17 protein-coding genes are annotated in these 19,138 nt (G+C 43.6%); 1 reads left to right on the forward strand and 16 read right to left on the reverse strand.

Annotation, left to right across the window (positions count from 1 at the left end):
- Positions 1-189 precede the first annotated feature (189 nt).
- From KJS58_RS16250 to KJS58_RS16285, 8 genes are all read right to left on the reverse strand, one after another.
- Complete coding sequence (locus KJS58_RS16250) at positions 190-1,341, reverse strand: CgeB family protein (RefSeq protein WP_213533960.1); 1,152 nt, start codon at positions 1,339-1,341, stop codon at positions 190-192.
- Between the two features lie 44 nt (positions 1,342-1,385).
- A complete protein-coding gene (locus KJS58_RS16255; protein ID WP_213533962.1) occupies positions 1,386-2,489 on the reverse strand; it encodes a CgeB family protein in 1,104 nt (367 codons plus the stop codon).
- Positions 2,490-2,705: 216 nt separating this feature from the next.
- Positions 2,706-3,044, reverse strand: coding sequence for a hypothetical protein (locus KJS58_RS16260; protein WP_249717455.1), 339 nt, complete (start codon positions 3,042-3,044; stop codon positions 2,706-2,708).
- Positions 3,045-3,059: 15 nt separating this feature from the next.
- Positions 3,060-3,353: a hypothetical protein gene (locus tag KJS58_RS16265; RefSeq protein WP_213533964.1), complete on the reverse strand. Its 294-nt coding sequence runs from the start codon at positions 3,351-3,353 to the stop codon at positions 3,060-3,062.
- Between the two features lie 2 nt (positions 3,354-3,355).
- Positions 3,356-3,679: an alpha-helical endospore appendage domain-containing protein gene (locus tag KJS58_RS16270; RefSeq protein WP_213534166.1), complete on the reverse strand. Its 324-nt coding sequence runs from the start codon at positions 3,677-3,679 to the stop codon at positions 3,356-3,358.
- A 33-nt stretch (positions 3,680-3,712) separates the two neighbouring features.
- Positions 3,713-4,000, reverse strand: coding sequence for a nucleoside-diphosphate sugar epimerase (locus KJS58_RS16275; RefSeq protein WP_213533966.1), 288 nt, complete (start codon positions 3,998-4,000; stop codon positions 3,713-3,715).
- Between the two features lie 134 nt (positions 4,001-4,134).
- A complete protein-coding gene (locus KJS58_RS16280) occupies positions 4,135-5,088 on the reverse strand; it encodes an L-lactate dehydrogenase (RefSeq protein ID WP_213533968.1) in 954 nt (317 codons plus the stop codon).
- Positions 5,089-5,130: 42 nt separating this feature from the next.
- Positions 5,131-6,774 (reverse strand): lactate permease LctP family transporter, encoded by a 1,644-nt coding sequence (locus tag KJS58_RS16285; protein WP_213533970.1) that lies wholly within the window; start codon positions 6,772-6,774, stop codon positions 5,131-5,133.
- 388 nt (positions 6,775-7,162) lie between these two features.
- Here KJS58_RS16285 and galU point away from each other — a divergent pair, with 388 nt between their 5' ends.
- Positions 7,163-8,044 (forward strand): UTP--glucose-1-phosphate uridylyltransferase GalU, encoded by an 882-nt coding sequence (gene galU / locus KJS58_RS16290; RefSeq protein WP_213533972.1) that lies wholly within the window; start codon positions 7,163-7,165, stop codon positions 8,042-8,044.
- Positions 8,045-8,169: 125 nt separating this feature from the next.
- Here galU and KJS58_RS16295 read toward each other — a convergent pair whose 3' ends face one another.
- From KJS58_RS16295 to KJS58_RS16330, 8 genes are all read right to left on the reverse strand, one after another.
- Positions 8,170-9,162, reverse strand: a complete 993-nt coding sequence (locus tag KJS58_RS16295) for a glycoside hydrolase family 43 protein (protein ID WP_213534168.1) — start codon at positions 9,160-9,162, stop codon at positions 8,170-8,172.
- An 82-nt stretch (positions 9,163-9,244) separates the two neighbouring features.
- Complete coding sequence (locus KJS58_RS16300) at positions 9,245-10,282, reverse strand: endo-1,4-beta-xylanase (RefSeq protein ID WP_213533974.1); 1,038 nt, start codon at positions 10,280-10,282, stop codon at positions 9,245-9,247.
- Between the two features lie 53 nt (positions 10,283-10,335).
- Positions 10,336-11,895, reverse strand: a complete 1,560-nt coding sequence (locus KJS58_RS16305; RefSeq protein ID WP_213533976.1) for a glycoside hydrolase family 43 protein — start codon at positions 11,893-11,895, stop codon at positions 10,336-10,338.
- Positions 11,896-12,840: a carbohydrate ABC transporter permease gene (locus KJS58_RS16310; RefSeq protein WP_213533979.1), complete on the reverse strand. Its 945-nt coding sequence runs from the start codon at positions 12,838-12,840 to the stop codon at positions 11,896-11,898.
- Positions 12,837-13,802, reverse strand: a complete 966-nt coding sequence (locus KJS58_RS16315; RefSeq protein ID WP_213533980.1) for an ABC transporter permease — start codon at positions 13,800-13,802, stop codon at positions 12,837-12,839. The genes KJS58_RS16310 and KJS58_RS16315 overlap by 4 nt, the downstream gene beginning before the upstream one ends.
- Before the next feature lie 140 nt (positions 13,803-13,942).
- Positions 13,943-15,625 carry a type 2 periplasmic-binding domain-containing protein gene (locus tag KJS58_RS16320; RefSeq protein WP_213533982.1) on the reverse strand — a complete coding sequence of 561 codons (1,683 nt, stop codon included), beginning with the start codon at positions 15,623-15,625 and terminating at the stop codon, positions 13,943-13,945.
- A gap of 127 nt (positions 15,626-15,752) precedes the next feature.
- On the reverse strand, positions 15,753-17,291 hold the full coding sequence (locus KJS58_RS16325; RefSeq protein WP_213533984.1) for a response regulator: 1,539 nt from the start codon (positions 17,289-17,291) through the stop codon (positions 15,753-15,755).
- A complete protein-coding gene (locus KJS58_RS16330; RefSeq protein WP_249717458.1) occupies positions 17,281-19,119 on the reverse strand; it encodes a sensor histidine kinase in 1,839 nt (612 codons plus the stop codon). The genes KJS58_RS16325 and KJS58_RS16330 overlap by 11 nt, the downstream gene beginning before the upstream one ends.
- Positions 19,120-19,138 lie beyond the last annotated feature (19 nt).

A 19,138-nucleotide genomic window follows, 5' to 3' on the forward strand; every position in this document is an offset into this window, starting at 1 on the left:
TCGTGTCATCTCGGTCGTACAACCTTCCTGCTTACTTGCCTAACTATTAGCCAGCGAAAGGATGTGCGTTGTTCACCTCCTTCGATTGTGCGTTTGAAGGATCATGGCTCTACCTCAATATATGAAATACGGCAAATGACGGCACGACATATGAACCCTATCATTCGCACATAATTTACAGCATGCTCGCTATGAGCCGAATATCGTCTGAAGCAGGGAGTGAATACGGTGATGATACGAGTGCTCTTTCCAAGTGCGCTCAAAGCCTCTTAGCGCGATTTCTCTCCGTTTATCTTCATTAGCAAGATAGTATTCAATTTTGTCCATCATCTCAGCAGCCGTCTCGTACGTCTCAATCTCTACTCCAGGTGTATAAAAACGGGCTAAATCTCCTCTGGCATCGGTAAGCTGCAGGGTTGCACAGGCTGAAATTTCAAAAGTACGAGGATTGGGTGATAAAGCGGGGATTTTAAGACTGTTATTATTTACAGAATCGTCTTCATGGGAACGGTGTAAGTTGAGCACAATCTTTGTTCCGTTGTATACATCTTTTGTCTCTTCTGGACTCATCCAGCGATTCAGTTCAATCTTCCGTTTATATTTTTCAAAGTCAGGGAGTCGATCCCACCATATTCCGTTGAATACGGTTTGATGCGACATCATGCGGGGGAGAAGAGGATTGAAGTAATTCACACGATTCCAATATCCTGACCCAATGAAGCTGACGTCTCTACGATGAATGGTAGGCAGCGTATTCGGATGAAACTGGGGGAGATAAGCAGCAAAAGGTAAATAATGCACCTCAGGACATCCATGACTCTCATATAGCTCGATACAATTGAGTTCAAGTGTGAATACATAATCATAGCGGGGAGCAATATTTAGCGTTATATCTGTATAGTAAGGATCATCTGTCAGCCAGACTGCAGTTCTAATCCCTTGATTTCGAATCGCATCTACCTGTTCAACCGGAAAGTACATTCCATCTAAGGCCAGCACAAGATCAGGCTTCAGCAAAGCTGCCATTTCTGCAATAGGTTCATGAGGTTCAGCTACATGAAGAGTCGTAACCAAGTCTTGCAACGTCCCTCTTATTGCCTCATCCAGCGGCGAATAAGGAAACCCCTTGCCAGAAGAAATATATAGAACATGAACAGGGCTTACAGGAAAAGGCTCTACTGCTCGGTTCATCATAAAATTAGCGCGTCCGCGCAGATATCCATCTTCATAACCTCTTTGGAAAGATGTACTCTGATTCGCTGGATTTACTGAATACGGTAACCGCTTCGGTCTTGCTCGTACTGTTTTCTTTTTCGAAGGCTTTACTCGCTTTATGGCCATCACGATCACCCTCCTTCTTCTTGTTTGTTCACGAGGTGAATAGTTTACACATAACTCAGCAGCATCTGAATGCGTGCCTGAAAGGTATGATTCTCATGTGTTGTATATAGACTTCTCCAAGCAACATCTAACCTTTCTTTTTCATTCCTAAGATAATAGGCAATCTTATCCTGCAGCTCAGCACCATTTTCATAAGTCTCTATATCGTATCCGGGCCTGTAGTAATTCGATAGATCCTCTCTAATATCTGTGATTTGCAGGGTTCCACAGGCGTTAATTTCATACGTTCTGGGATTAATAGAACCTGCGGTAATCTGATGAGTGTTCCGATTATCCAGCCCATATTCATGAGGTCTATGCATATTAATCACGATTTTTGCTCCGTTGTAGTAATCTACCGTTTCCACTGGAGGAATCCAGTCCGGCTTGATAAAAGAAGCGAGTAAGTCTTGTCTCTGCAGTCTGCCCCACTGTCCTCCTGCAATCAGGACACGTTTATTTCTCAGAAAAGGAGCGAGTTCATCAAATAAAGAAATACGATTCCAGAATCCATTGCCAATGAAGCAAACATCATATTGATAATCTAAGGATGTCTTACGAGGTGAGAAAAGGGATGTATTTACACCGAGTGGAACATGATGGACATGCTTAGCTCCCTGGTTCTGATAGAATGGTATCGCCCTAATTTCATGGGTGAACACTAGATCGTAGTGCAGACAAATGTCTGCTGTATCTTCTGTAAAATAAGGATCATCTACAAACCAGATCGCTGTGCGGATACCCAAAGATCGAATCTCGTCAATTTGTGATAAATGATTCTCAGGAAAGACATGAAGACCATTCATGACAAGCACAAGATCCGGCCTATGGATCGTTGCATATTCTTTCATATGAGCTGGACCCACTACGATACATTCAGAGACCGTCATTTGAAGCGCAGCAATCACGCCCTCATCGATCGCTTCAAAACCTTGCGGAACATAAAATACTTTCATGTTTCGGATAACGGTCCCCGGTTGCTTTACTCTCTGAAGGATTGCTTCACACCCACCGAACCGAACCCCTTCCGCATATCCGTCACGATAGCTCTGCTTCCTCCTTGTAAGTTTCACCTCACACTCCCCTATCTCTCTTGTACATGAGTTCATGTAGTCCTTCTAACTATATGCCCTAAGGTTAGATGCATCATGGACGTGTGTCCGGAGCCTAAGAAAATTGGCGTTTGTACAGCAGACATTTGTCTATGTTGCGTTATGTATATGTAAGTCTATTCGAGTGACTTGTCCTTCCGAAAATAGAGCCTAAGCCGTCATCTTGCACGTCTGTTTTACATAAGACAGACAAAGATGACGGCCCTCACGAGCTTAGATCTCTTCACCTTGATAAGCGAGTGCATGACCATCTTCGAACCCTTTGGCAAATCCGACGTTGAACCCTTCGTTGTAAGCGTCGTTGTACGATTTGAGTCCGGTTTTTTTTGCTTGCGAGTGTCGTCTCTCGGTAGTTTTTCGTGAGATCTTTCGTTTTCGGTTCTTCTTTTTGATTATTGAAGAGGTTTTCTTTCTTAACAGAGATTTGGTCTTCCGCCCTGTCATCTTCTTTTTTTTCTTCGCTGATCCCCCTGATTTCGGCGCCGAACGAGTTACCTTTTTGGCAGTACCTTTTTTTAAGGGTCCCGCTTTTGAAGACTTTTTTCTTTTCACCATCATTCCTCCTGTCTAAGCTCCGTCTTGGGATGCGCCCTTGCATGGCAATAGCTGATTTGCATACCATGGAGGTGCTGGAGTTCCCTTATTCAGTGGTCTAAACTTGATCATTCCGGACATCTCTGCCATCTCCAGGCGACAGCGTTCAATAAGAAGCATATGCTCAGGTACGATGTCCTCGGTGAAGCTAATTAGCTCATAGCGATCGGCAATGATGGTCAATATCCGTGACAGTGCTAGCTGACTTCTTGTCATGGATTCAAGAAATGCGATTTTCGCTTCTTTTTCTTTGGATAGTAAATTCATCTCTATCCTTTACCGTTATCGTAGTCCATCATCATTTGATCAAAACCATTCTCTTCACTTTGATGAAGCAGTGCTTTCAAATTCTTGTTCAGTCCTGCTTCCATTCGGTTAATACCCTCGAGCAGTTCAATTAACTGCTCCTGTAATTTAAGGGAGACGGTTAGTTGATCCTCATGACTGTCATAGGTGGCACCACTTAAGTGGTTGACGGACCAGTTTCTCATCTTTTCTGCTTCGAGTGCCTTTGCTTCCAATATAAGGGAAATATTGTACTGGACTTTGACCGCAGCATCGAGCATTTGGAGCAGTGACTTCTCTCTGTTCATTTCCACGATCACCTGCCTTTAAAATATAGAAATTTACTCTTCATCAGCTACTGCCAGTTCCTTTACCAAATGAGAAATGGAATCCGCAATCATCTCTTGTAAATCAGCAAGTCCGCTGAGATAAGCTACAATCCCTGCATTCACAGAAGCAGAACCATCAAGCAAGCCTTGAGCATCTGCAAATTGCGGCATCAAATCTGGCATTTCATTCATGAGTTCTGCCATACGGACATTGACCTCTCGTTCCGCATCGAGTACTCTGGCGACTTGTTGATGAGCATGCGCCATATGTGCAAGCATTTCATCTAATTTGTTTTGCATGTCCCGGCCCCTCCATATAAAATTTGAGATCGGTTATTTGATTTTTCGAAAGAACAAAAAAATCCCCGGCCTTCGCATTTGCCTTAAGTAGCATATGCCGGGCCGGGGAACTCAGTTCCTATATATGGAGGGGATTAGCTATAAACTTTAGCGATCAATTCTTTGAGTACTTTTGCAGAGTGATTGAATTTCGCTTTTTCTTCTTCGTTCAGATCAATCTCGATGACTTCACGCACACCGCCGCGGTTAACAACGGATGGCACACCGATATATAGATCTTCTTGACCATATTGTCCTTCAAGAAGCGAAGAAACAGTTAGGATACTGTTCTCATTACCAAGAATTGCTTTGGTAACACGAGCGAGTGCCATACCAATTGCATAGTAAGTTGCACCTTTACGCTCAATGATGTGATACGCTGCATCACGAACATTGACGAAAATTTCATCAAGTTTTGCGCGGTCTTCTGGGTTATTACGACGCTCAATTACTTTATCAAGGGTTTCGATACCGATGGAAGCTTGACTCCATACAGCAAATTCTGTATCACCATGCTCACCAATAATGGCTGCGTGAACGTTACGTGTATCCACTTCCAGGTATTCACCCACCATATAACGAAGACGAGCTGTATCGAGAGTTGTACCAGAACCAAGCACACGCTCTTTTGGCAATCCGGACTCTTTCCAAGTTACATAAGTAAGGATATCTACCGGGTTAGAAGCGATTAGGAAAATGCCATCAAATCCGCTGTCCATGATTTCACGTACGATCGTTTTGAAGATCTTCGCATTTTTGTCTACAAGATCAAGACGGGTTTCACCTGGTTTTTGCGGCAAACCTGCTGTAATAACAACAAGGTCAGCATCTTTGCATTCTTTATAAGAACCGCTCCAAACTTTAGTTGGAGAAGGTGCGAATGGTACACCATGATTAAGGTCCATTGCTTCGCCTTCAGCTTTTGCAGCATTTACGTCAACAAGAACGAGTTCCTCAGCAATCCCTTGGTTAATCATAGCGTAAGCGTAACTGCAACCTACTGCTCCAGTACCTACCAATACAACACGATTAATTTTATTACCTACCATAATAATAATCTCCCTTCAATCTCAAAAGCTGAATTTTTGTTCTTAATAAAGAGCCCAGTTTATTATCCCAACAACAACGAGTAAAATTACACTGATCTTGATTGTAAATTTAAACAATTCATTCTCTTTACCCGCAAGACCTACTGCCGCTGCAGCTACTGCTACCGATTGCGGCGAGATCATTTTAGCCATTGCACCACCCATTACGTTCGCAGCAACCATAGCTTCTGGCAAAATGCCGATTTGATTTGCCGTTACAGCCTGCAATGGTGCAAATAGAGATCCGCTGTTAACAACAGAACCGGTCAAGAATACCCCAATCCAACCCAGAATTGGTGCGAACAATGGGAAGATACTGCCCGTTGATGCAAAAGCAAGACCGAGTGTTGAAGACATACCTGAATAGTTACAAATGTAAGCAAATGCAAGCACGCTGCAAATGGTAATGATCGGGATGTACAATTCTTTAAACGTTTCTACTGCTGCTTCTTTAATGATGCTTCCTTTGATTCGATAAATCAAAATGGTTAGAAGCGCTGCAATGACAATTGCGGTGGTAGTAGATGAGAATAAATCAAGATTAAATACAGCAGCGTAAGGTGTCTCTTCCGGAACAACCGGAGGTTGTCTCAGAATTTGGTTGTGAACTCCTTTTATAGGGAAACTGAAGACCAGATTGTTAAGCGGTCCACCTGCTGCGAACAACGCTTTGACTGGTTTCAGTGAGAACAAAATAACCATAATCGTTAGCAAAATAAAGGGTAACCAAGCAAAAGCAACTTGTCCCAAACTATATGTTTCTTTCTTAACCGCTTGTTTCGCTTGTTTCGTTTGTTTCGCTGATTCCTCTTTATCCAAACGGTAAATTTCTTTTGGTTTCCATACACGCAGGAAGAGTGCAAGCACAACCAGACTGACAAGGGCAGAGATAATATCTACGAGTTCAGCACCCAGGGTATTAAGTACAATAAACTGAGTGATAGCAAATGAACCTCCGCTTACCAGGATCGCTGGCCAAGTTTGTCTCATTCCTTTAAATCCATCAATTAAGTAAACCAACAGAAAAGCAATCATTAAACTGATAATCGGAATAACATACGATGTTCGGCTTGCAACATCAAGTCCAGAAAGTCCCGTAAGCGTAGCTGGTGTCGTAACAGGAATACCCATCGCACCATAAGAACCTCCGGCAATGTTAGCCACAAGACAAAGACCAGCTGCATATACAGGCTTGAATCCCAAACCAATCAGGATTACCGCTGTAATTGCCACAGGAGCACCAAAGCCAGCCGCTCCTTCCAAGAATGCACCAAAGGAAAAAGCAACAAGGAGTACTTGCAACCGCTGATCTTCGGTAATTGTTGCTATACTATTCTTGATTATATCAAATTTTCCTGTTTTTACCGTAAGTTTGTACAAGAAAATTGCTGCAAGTACAATTGAAGCTACTGGCCATAAACCAGCAAGTACACCATAGAAACCAGTACCAATCACTTTAACGAAAGGCATTTTATAGAAGAATAGAGCAACGCATGCTGCAACAACGATGCTGAGGATTCCTGCTACATAACCTTTCATTTTAAAGACCGTTAAAGCCACGATAAAGAATATGATGGGTATGGCAGCCACCAAAGCAGATAGCCATATATTGCCCATCGGGTCGTATATTTGATTCCAAACCCCCACTTGTATCCCACTCCTTAATCCTAATTGTTTAGATATTGTGAGCCGCGCTAGATTATCCTATTCACATTGCCGACAAAATAGAGATGCTTGTCTTCTAATCCAAGTATGTGAAAACTTTCACTTCGAAGTGATTAAAAAAAGCCGCTCATTTTCATTTATGATGTTTGTCACAATGCCCGGCCGCGTTTTTTTACTATAGCGATACTTATAGGTTTTGTATGTGATTTTCATCACACAATATAGATAATACATTATATTCCAGTGAACTATTTTCTAACTTTTTCTAATAATGAGATGATAATCCCCTCAAATTCCCCTCACTGTGACTTTATTCCCTAATCTTGATATGATGATCATAAGCAGATAAACTAGGAAGGTGATGAGATTTATGACAGTAAAAAAGGCAGTAATTCCTGCTGCAGGACTTGGAACCCGATTTCTTCCCGCTACAAAAGCCATGCCAAAAGAAATGATGCCAATCCTGAATAAACCAACCATTCAATATATTGTCGAAGAAGCGATCGCTGCTGGAGTAGAAGATATTATTATCGTTACCGGAAAGGGAAAAAGAGCGATTGAGGATCATTTCGATCATGCTTTTGAACTCGAACAGCTGCTTGCTGACAAAGGAAAATCCCTCGCTTTGGAAGAAGTTCTCTCTTCCTCTAACGTGCCCAATATTCATTATATCCGTCAAAAGGAACCAAAAGGTCTTGGCCATGCAATCTGGTGTGCTCGTAAATTTGTCGGAGATGAACCATTTGCGGTTTTACTTGGAGATGACATTGTTGTAAATCCTGTACCTTGCTTGAAACAATTGATTGATGAGCATGAAAAGGTAGGCGCTTCCGTACTGGGGGTCATGCAAGTACCCGATGAAGAAACACACAAATATGGAATTATGGAACCGCTTGAAAAAAGAGGTCGAAGTTATTCAGCACTGCGATTTGTCGAGAAACCGAAATCTGGATCCTCTCCCTCCAATCTTGCGATTATCGGTCGGTATGTACTGACACCTGATATCTTTCCGTTGCTGGAAGATCACCACATTGGTCTTGGCGGCGAAATTCAGTTAACTGATGCCATTGAGAGATTAAATCAAATTACGCCTGTATACGGTTACGAATTTGAAGGTAAACGATATGATGTAGGTGATATACTAGGATTTCTTGATACGAATATTGAATTTGCCCTAGCTAATCCTAAGTACCGCGATGAGGTATTACGCATGTTACATACCAAACTTGAGAATCCCTCTTTACATCGATAATTTTACAAGGATAGAGTATGTTTTGATTAAAATAAAGGAGTATGTCCCATGTTATGAGACATACTCCTTTTAAGGTTTCTGCTTTGCTGCTTTAATCCGACAACATTCTGTGTTAGCCCTCAAATCTACTTTACTTCTTCGGGATAAGGATCAATCATACGAATCGTGCCATCCGAATTGTACGTAAGCTCCGCAAATTTTACGCAACGCTTGTAATCAATGCCGCCGGAAAGAGAACAATCGTGATAGAATAAATACCATTTCTCCTGGAATTGCACAATTGAATGATGTGTTGTCCAGCCTATAACAGGCGGTAAAATGGTGCCTTGATATGTGAAAGGTCCCATCGGACTGTCACCGATCGCATACACCAGCTTGTGTGTCGAACCCGTAGAGTAGGACAGATAATATTTGTCATTATACTTGTGCATCCATGGTCCTTCAAAATACCTGCATTCCTCGTTGCCTGCGGTCAGCGGCTGTCCTTCCTGGTCCACGATAACAATCTCCATCGCTTCGGAAACCATTGAGAGCATATCTTCACTTAGCTTCGCTATTCTTGGACCAAGCGCCGGCTCATCCGGAGCTGGACCTTCTGCATCTTCCACATAGCTTCCCGTCTGCCACTTCTCTAATTGCCCGCCCCACAGCCCGCCAAAGAGCATGTAAGCCTGTTCATCTTCATCAATAAAGACAGCAGGATCAATACTGAAGCTGCCCTGAATATACTGTTCCTCGGGTTTAAATGGACCTGCCGGGGACGATGACGTAGCTACGCCGATGCGAAAAATACCTTCATGATCCCGTGCAGGGAAAAACAAGTAATATTTTCCGTTTTTGAAGACGGCATCCGGTGCCCACATCTGACAAGACGCCCACGGGACATCCTTTACATGCAGCGCCTCACCGTGGTCTGTCACGGGTGAATCCAGATCATCCATTGATAAAACATGGTAATCCTCCATCTTATATTGATCACCATTGTCATTAATTGGACCGTCGTGATCCAAATCATGGGAAGGATAAATATAGATACGACCCTCGAACACATGAGCTGACGGATCGGCAGTGTAAATATGAGTGACTAAAGGTTCATGCGGTTTAGGCTGTTTAGGCATGGTAGACATTCAAATAACTCCTTCCAAAAGGTATAATGAATTGCTCTTTTATATCGATGTTCTACAGGTTCAAGTTATTGCATTAGTTCCTCTTGTTCATATTTAGATCAGGAATTCGGGCAACTCGCTGATAAGCTTCCTTGGGATGATGAGCCTCATCAAATAGGAAAGGCCAGTTTTTGCGTCCTCTGACCGGAAAATCATCAAGCCAGGTATAATCGTCAGCAGCTCCCCAGAAGGTTACGGCACTGATATGTTCACGATACTCATAAAGCACGCGGAAAATGGACTCATATCTTGCGGCTTGTAATTCCAGCATGTCCTGCGTAGGTTGAGCAAGATCCGTGCGCCTATCTTCGAAGCGAAATACCGACACATCCAGCTCAGTAAGCTGCAGCTGTAGACCTAGCTCTGCATACCGTTCAATCGCGGCACGAATATCATCCAGAGATGGATCGTACAGATTCCAGTGTGCCTGCAAACCAACGCCATGAATCGGCACACCTTGATCTAACAAGGAACGAACGAGGCGATAAATGCGCTCCCGCTTATGCGGATGGGACTCATTATAATCGTTATAGAACAAAAGCGCCTGAGGATCTGCTTCATGGGCGAATTCAAAAGCTTTGGCAATGAAGTCCTCTCCCGCAATATCCAACCATTTCGATGGCCGTAAAAATGCATTCTCATCATTCGCATCATCTGAAATCGCTTCATTCACGACATCCCAGGAGTAAATGACGTCTTTATATCGGCCAACGACGGTCTGAATATGCTTACGCAAACGTGCAAGTAATACATCACGTTCCGCAAGTCCTCCTATTCCATTCTCGAACAACCAGCCTGCAGTTTGGTTATGCCATACCAGTGTATGCCCGCGCAGCGCCATGTTATGCTCTTTGGCAAATGCAGCTATGATGTCCGCTTTTTCGAACGTGTACACCTCTTCCTGCGGATGCAAACTTTCGAATTTCATCTCATTTTCTGCTGTTAAGCTGTTGAAGTGATATGCTAGCAGTGATTCTTGGGTTACAATTGTTGTCGGATTAACCGCTGCTCCCATCTGGAAAGCGTCCTTGTATAAATCCTTCAGTGAAGCTTCTGTTCTGATCGGTTCCATGTTTCCCCTCCTCTTCTCTTGCCGTTCACCCGCCTCGTATGCATTACTGCGAATCAAACAAGATACTCAAACCAGTCGAAGCGAGCAGGTGTCTGACTTTCCTGGCCATTACCGGTAGCATATAGCCCGACCACTGCCCCGGTGAAGCACATTTTATGCACAAAAGCCTCTGGAGAGATTGCACGGGCTGTACCTGAACCTAAACGTAACCAGTTCTGTCCATCCTCCGAACAAGTTAGTGTATATTCCTTCTCTGTCGATTCGATTCGGAGTAATAGTTGCTCCGTTCCTAGCTCGCTCTCATGCACAATTTCGGACTCTCCACGTTCCGTCAGGCGGGCAAAAATAATATTCTGACCTGCCGATCGCCTAATGCCAATTTCATAATGTGCATCCTCATCTCGGCGAATACAAAGCCCCGCCTCTTCTCCTTCGAGAACCGGCACGAATGATATGCTAGCGGTAAAACTGGCATTGAGATGTTGCTGTCTTCGGCCAACAAATGTGATCTGCCGGGTGTCGTTAAGCCCTGCTTCATGACCATACAAAGTAAGGAAACCTGGTCTTTCCGTAACCGTACATTTCCCATCTGTTGGATTGCGAACATACAGCCAGTGCGGTCCAAGCTCTGCGTCAAAGTCCTCCCGGCCAACAACGATTGCTTCATTCCTGTCTAAGATAGAAGGTGCTGTCATCTCTAACCGCTGGACTGACATATCCAGGCTAACTGTCCCTTCATTGTTGTCGATGTGCGGCCAACCATCCTTCCAAACGACAGGTGCGAGAAACGTTTCTCGTCCAAGCACGCTGTATCCGCCATCTGTCAATCGAACACCAAGGAATACAGCCCACCAGTCGCCTTGATGATCTTCGACTAGATCGGCATGACCCAGATACTGGATAGGATGATCCAGATCACGATGAGTTAGAATCGGCTCAGGGTAGCGTTCAAACGGACCATACGGCTTGTCACTTCGGCCGATGATTTCACGGTGCTCCTTGGCCGTACCTCCAGAAGCGGACATCATGTAATACAAACCATTGATCTTATATAAATGCGGTCCTTCCGTCCATGGACCGCCATCTCCATACCAGACGATTTGCGGATTAGAGAGTGCCTCTCCTGTAGCAATATTGATCTCATACTGAATGGCGTGAGAGTCGTAATCGGCGCCTTGCTGAGCAGTAACATACACTTTGCCGTCATCATCAAAAAACAACGATGGGTCGATCCCTCCATAAGGAATGCGAATCGGATCTGACCAAGGCCCCGCGGGGTTCGTTGCCGTAACATAAAAGTTACCGATGCCTCTCACATCTGTCGTAATCATATAGAAAATGCCTTCATGATATCTAAGTACAGGAGCATAAATCCCGTCAGAACTTTTCTGTCCCGTTAAATCAAGCTGGCTGAACCGATCTAGCACATTGCCTATCTGCTCCCAATGGATTAAATCCCGGCTCCGAAAAATCGGAACGCCGGGGAAGTATTCAAATGAGCTGCAGATGAGATAAAAATAATCTTCTGCTTTCACGATACTAGGATCGGGATAGAACCCAGGAAGGATTGGATTCGTGTAACGGATCGTTTTTGATAATAGCTGATCCTTCATCTATTCCTTCACACTCCCTACATTAAGTCCTACAACAAAGTATTTTTGCATGAACGGGTAAACCACTAAGATTGGCACTGACGCAACAATGGTAACTGCTGCTCGGATGGAAATCGGCGTCACCTGGGTTGCGTTTTCCATTCCCACACCGTTGGCAACTGAAGGATTGCTGTTGGCATTCATACTGGAAGATAAAAGTTTCATCAATTCATATTGCAGTGTGCTCAGTTCTTGACGAGACGACGTGTATAGAAATGCATCAAACCAGGTATTCCATGCACCGACCGCAACAAAAAGGGCAATGGTTGCAAGAACAGGTGTACATAACGGAAAGATGACTTTCCAAAAAATTTTGAATTCTCCCGCACCGTCGATTTTTGCTGATTCGATCAAGGCTTCTGGAATGGTATAAATATAAGTCCGAATAACGATAAGGTTAAATGCACTGATAAGTGATGGTAAGACATACACCCAGAACGAATTAATTAAATGCAGGTCTTTGATCAGGAAATACCCTGGAATAAGTCCTGCGTTGAAATACATTGTGAGAACAAAGATCGTAGTAATCAGCTTACGGAAGACATAATCTCGCCGGCTCAGCGTATAGGCCAGCATACTAGTCAAGAAAATATTCAACACGGTGGATAAAACGGTACGTGCCACAGAAACTAGGAATGCGCTATAAATGGTACCTGAAGCAAATACTGCTTTGTAATTCTGCAGGGTGAAATCACGAGGCCATAAGTATAATCCTCCCCGAATGGTATCATTTCCTGCATTAAATGAAACAACGATCGTGTTCAAAAATGGATACAGTGTCACTGTCACGAGCATGATCATGAAAATGATATTGAAGGTATTGAACAGGATTGGTTCGATGGTTCCGTTTCCCGAGCGGCGTGTAGAAACTACCGCTGAACCAGACAATGGTGTTTTTTTCATCATAACAGCCTCTCTTCCCCAAGCCGCTTGGCGGTCCAATTCGCAAAGAGCAACATGGTAATGCTGACCACAGATTTGAATATCCCGCCTGCAGTAGCGAGTGAATAGTTGCCTTGTGCAATCCCGTATTTAAGCACGAAGATATCAATCGTTTCTGACCAATCAACAACAAGTCCGTTGCCAAGCAAATATTGAACCTCAAAGCCCGCTTCTAGAATATGTCCGATAGACATAATCAACAGGATGACAATCGTAGGCTTGATTCCTGGCAAAGTAATATTCCACATTTTTTGATAGCGGTTAGCTCCATCGATGTCGGATGCTTCATACAGCGCCGGATCAATAGAGGCAATGGCTGCCAAATAAATGATTGTATTCCATCCCACTTCTTTCCATACATGGGAGGCTGCGACGACTCCCCAGAAATACTTTCCTTCCGTCAACCACAGGATCGGCTGATCTATCAAATGCAGTTTCATTAGAATATCATTGACAATCCCATCGGAAGCAAGCGATGTTGCCACGATGCCGGTAACGATAATCCAGGATAAAAAGTGAGGCAGATAGGAAATGGTCTGCACCGTCCGCTTCCATAGTACCTTTTTGATCTCATTAAGCAGAAGGGCTAGAATAATGGCAGTTACAAATCCGAGTATTAAGTTGATAATACTCATTCCTAGCGTATTGCGAAGTACGCGTAGAAAGTTGTCATCTGTGAACAAAAATTTAAAATGTTTAAATCCCACCCAAGTTTGATCCGAGAAGCTTCGTGCAGGTTTGTAATCCTGAAAAGCCATCGTCCAACCCCAGACAGGTACATATGAAAAAGTGATGATATATGCTAACAGAGGAACAGACATGAATATGAGCTGTTTCTGTTCTTTAATCGTTTGCCAGGTCAGCCGCTTGTTTTTCGGTTTTTTCTTCGGGCTGTGGGGCTTGGTGCCCACTACAATTTCCTCCATAAATATCAAACTCCCTATCCATCTTTGTCATGAAAAGAAAAACGTAGAGTAGCGCATCTTCCATATAACAACGTGTTAAACATTCTTTTTGAATAAAAAATCGGGAAGGAAGGATACCTTCCTTCCCGATAGAAATAGCCTTACTTCGCAGACCAGTTATCAATTCTCCACTGCAATACTTCATTGATGCGATCTTCATAAGCTTTAACGTCCAGTTTTTGAATCTCAGAAACGTATTCATTCCAAACACCGTCAAATTCAGTTGGTTTAGCCAGAATTGCTCTAGGTAAATACTTGGTAGACGCTTCGGTCAACTTCGTATTTGCAATCTTGGCTGGAGATCCTTCAACCAGATCAACTGACCATGCTGGGTAATAAACCGGATTTTCCGGTGGAGCACTGAAGAAGTCAATATAGCTGTTAAATCCGTATGCATCCAAAACTTCTTTATCAAACGGTTTCAGGCTTGCTTGATATTCTTCCGGCTGATTACTTGCCGAAGTTGCGTTTCCATCACTGAAGTAACCTTCCAGCTTCGGTGCAGTTGCATAGAAAGCATCTGCTTTGTTTGCAAGCTTCCAAGTCGCGTCGGTTGCTTTGTCACGCTGTTCTTGTGTCTTCATGAAACGTCCTTCGTCGTTAACATAGTAATCTTCGTCCACAACACCCCAAGTGAATAACTTCTGCCAATCTTCTTCGATCAACTTATCAAGTACTTTGATAATTTTCACTGGGTCTTTGGCACTTACCGTAATACCAAATCCATTGTTTAAGTTCAGTGCTGCACGGTCACGGTAATAGTCTTGCGTGCTGGTGTCAAATACAAGCGGGAAACCTACATATGTTCGTTCGATTTTATTTTGCGTTATCAAGGAATCTTCCGCTTGTTGGAAGTTCCACTTCTGGTCGAACATGCCGAGTACTGCCCCACTGGACAATTTAGCCATGTACTGATCATAGTTTTGCGCAAACGCTTCCTTATCTAGCAAGCCTTTGGAATTAATTTCATTGAGTTTTTGATAATACTGTTTGGCATAATCTTTATCCGCAAAAATCTCGGCTTTGCCATCATTTACAACCACACCGCCATCATTTGGATGACCGATCAAATGTTGTGGTGCGTTTAGCAAGCCCCAGTTTTTCCAGTCATAGTTCAGTACTTCAAAACCAATGGTTGGCTTGCCGTCGATCGTTGGATACTTCTCCTTATATTTCTCGATCAAGTCAAAGTACTCATCGAGTGTCTTCAGTTTTGGATATCCAAATTCCTTCAACACTTCTTTTTGAACCCAGAATGCAGGTCCGCTGTAATAAGTATCAGACACTTCACCGTTATATGCCCCGTAGTTAGGCAGATAGTAGATATGTCCATCATTAGGGTCCTTCATCTGATTCCAGTACTTCTCGTAGTGTTTCTTCAAATTAGGTGCGTGTTCCTCGATCAAATCTTCCAGTGGAATTACCGAACCCGCCGCTGTCAGCTTGGTATCCGCAGAGATCAAGTCTGGATAATCACCGCCAGCAATCATAACCCCGAGCTTTTGGTTCTTGTCACCGGCCAAAAATTCGAAATTAAATGTAACGCCAAGCTCTTCCTTGATTTTCTTGTAGATTTTGTTGTCTGCAGTTGGCTGTTGTCCGGCCTCGTTTAGGAATACCGAGATTTCTATCGGATTATCAGTTCCAACTTCGCCGCCCTTACTGTTTGTTTCTCCGCTGCCTGATTCACTCGCACTGCCGCCTGAGCAGCCGGCCAGTACTACACCCAGTGACAACAACAATGTTGCCCCCGCGCGAAAAAACGGTTTTTTTCTTTCCCCCATAAAGCACCTCCAAATTTTGGTCTTGCCATGTTGAAAGCCCTTACATTGCGTAATTTCATTATAGATTTAACGTGTCATGGAAACTATATCTGAATTATAGCTTTTTCCGAGAAAAGTACAGGTTTTCTTATATTTGGACATTTTTCTTGTAATCATTAGGCGACATGTTCATCCGTTTCTCAAATTGCTTTAAAAAAAGAGGGTAGCTTGAATACCCGATCTTTTCTGAAATTTCACTGTTTTTGTACTGATTCATCTGGAGTAAACGGCAAGCTTCCTCAATCCGCAGATTATGAAGCATTTCATTAAATCCAATCCCATTTTTACGTATTAATAACTGCCCTAAGTAGGCCGGATGCAGGAAGAAATGTTCCGCCAGCATTTTAATGGTCAATCCCTCACGAAAATGCACATGAATATAATCATTGATATCTTGCACAATGCCTTGGGCTTCAGCTGGATTTTCCTTAAGCAAAAGTTCAAAGCAGACTCGTCCGCACGAATACAGCATATCCATCAGAACATCAAAGGTCAGCAGGGCTTCATCTAGATTAGGAATTTCGAACAATTGGTTTGGAATCCCTGAATTCTGCGTCATCTGTTTATCCATATACGTCCGAATCTCATGAAGAAGATAGATCACAAATTTCTGAGCTTCATCCGGGTGGACCCGTGTTTGCCGGAAGGTCTGCTGCATATACTCGACGACAGATCGGTAGGCCGCGTGATCAATGAGCTGAAATGCTGCCAGTATGCGCTCCAGTATCTCCAGCTGGTTATAATGCTTAGAAAAGTTCTGATCCTTGAGCTTGTCATAATCCAAAATAAAACTATTTTCCTGTTCATAAAAGGCATGCAGCAGCGCTTCTTCTGCTGTTATTTGGGAATTTCTAATATGAGTCAGTGAAGGTACGGCAGAACCAGCAGCCATAAATGCACGAAAGCTCGCCAGACGGCGAGCCATTATTTCCAATTGTTTTCTGATGGGTTCACTCGTTTCATGAGCAACATCACCGAATACAATGGAAACCAGATTATTTCGCAAACGAACCAAATAAACGGTATCCCATTTGTTTAGAAAGTCTGCAGCAAGGCTGATCCACCGGGCAGCGTTCTCTTGGGGCACCTGAACCAGGCATACATTCCACTCTGCGGCGGACGGGGAGAGAGACTCTATAACCTGATTCGCTTCTATGGATAACTCTTTCCCCATGAGCGCCTCCTTTATCGACAAAATCTCGTGTTCTCTCTGTACGACTTGTCCAATATGAAGCTGTTCCTGCTCCTTGATCAGTTCCTGCACTACCGCACGAATTTCGAGCACTGCCTGGTCCTCATCAAGAGGTTTGAGCAAATAACGGGACACTCGAAATTTAAGTGCTTTTCTTGCATATTCGAAATCACTGTACCCCGTTATAATAATGAATTTAGTCGTCCCGTTACCTCTGCGCCGCCACTCCTCAATCATTTCTAATCCATCCATCACTGGCATATGGATATCGACCATGACAAGATCAGGATTCAGTTCCTCCATCCGTTTCAGTCCTTCCGCCCCATTCTCACAGACACCGCATATTTCAAACCCAAGCTGTTCCCAGGGAATCCAGAGCTCCAAGCCCTCGAGCGCCCATGGCTCATCATCAATCAGCAGCACTTTAAATGTCATTGTCTCTGCCTCCTTCTCCACCTTGACTCTCAAGCAGCTGTAGAGGAATTTCAAAGGACACCTCGGTCCCTTCACCCAATTTACTCACAATTCTAAAATTTACTTTATCGTCATAATACAATTCGAGACGGCGATAAACGTTCTGCATGCCAATGTTATTTCCTCCACTTTCCTCTTTGCCCCTCATATGGTACATCACCTCTTGCAGCCGTTCTTTATCCATGCCCTTGCCATTATCAGATACAACGATACGCAGGCAATCGCTCATGATTTCCGCTTGGATCTTCACATAACCAAGCCCCGGAGTGGCTTGTATCCCATGTTTGCAAGCATTTTCCGCCAATTGCTGGATACTCATTTTTGGTATTTTATAGTGCCGCGCCTCATCACTGATATCAATGTAATACTCAAACTTGTCCCGAAAACGGAATTTCTCAATCCCCAGGTACATTACCGTAAAACTCATCTCCTCTTCCAAGGTGACCAAATCATCCTTCCAATTCAGCAGACGACGAAGCAGCTTGGACAGGTCTTTGATAATGTCCTTAACATCCACATAATTGTTCTTGGTACTAACCACTAGCAGCGCATTCAATGTATTGAATAAAAAATGGGGATTCATTTGGCTTTGCAACAAATTAAGCTCAGCACGAATACGCTCAGCCTCTAAACTTCGTTGCTGAATTTCAAGCTTGTACACGTTGTTAATCAAGGATTGGATCTGAGCGGTCATCATATTGAAATTCCGGATCAAATCACCGATTTCGTCTTTTCCACCATCGATGTTAATCAGATCGAATTTCTCGTTCCCCACCTTTTGCATATGCCTGGACAGGCGCTTCACTCGGTAATTATACGAACGCAGCATAATATATATGAAAATCGAGGTAATCAAAGTAATGATGCCTGCCAGCATGCCAAAATAAAGCTGCATGGACAGCATCGCTTGTTTCGTACGCGTTTCCTGAGGCACGCCAATCAGTTTCCATCCCTTCACATAGCTGGCATTGCCAATCGGAACAATATGTAAGTCCTGCTCTGTCGTCTTGCTCGTATCAAATAGCGCATAATCGCTGCCCATCTCGCCCTGGTACTTGTCATTTGCAGACACGATAATTTGATTCTGGGCATTGACTAGATACAGATCGAGCGAGCTCTCTTCTCTCGCAATCACGTCGTAAAAACGATTTAGGTAAAAATCGATGCGCACCAGCTTCTGATAGGCATTATCCGCATAGTAATAGTCCATTTTTTCAATAACGCTAAAATAAGACGAGGTCATAGTCCGATCATTAGCAGCTTGATCGCGGTAAGCGACCACTTGCAGAGGTTCCCCCACCGCTTCCCAAGTCTTAAACCAGTTGCTCAAGCGCACCGAACTATCCAGATTGTAATAATCACCTCCGGGCACGATGGTTGGATTGTCTGTGTAAATACCAATTCGCTGAATTTGGTTATTTACAGGAATATAAGAGGTCACTCGGTGACGAAGCTGCGCATCAAGCGTCCTGTAGAAATCTAATTGGCCGTCGTACTGCCGGTCCATGGCTTCAGACAACACCTTGTCCGTGATCAAGGCATGACTGACAGCAACACCGCCATCAATCATTGTATGGATATCCTTTCTTGCCCGCTCCAGGGATATTTGTAAATTTTGCTCTTCCCGTTCTTTAATCAGCCCAGACATCCGATCCATGAACAGAGAATTACTCACGATGATAGGAAGCAAAATTCCAATAATATAGATCAGCATAAACTTGTAGTTCAAAGGAATATCATTCACGATGCCGCGAAATCGAAATTTCTTAAACATGGTTGCTATCGCCATCCTCCATTTGTTACTTATC

It is taken from the genome of Paenibacillus sp. J45TS6 (genome assembly GCF_018403285.1).
Lineage (GTDB): Bacteria > Bacillota > Bacilli > Paenibacillales > Paenibacillaceae > Paenibacillus.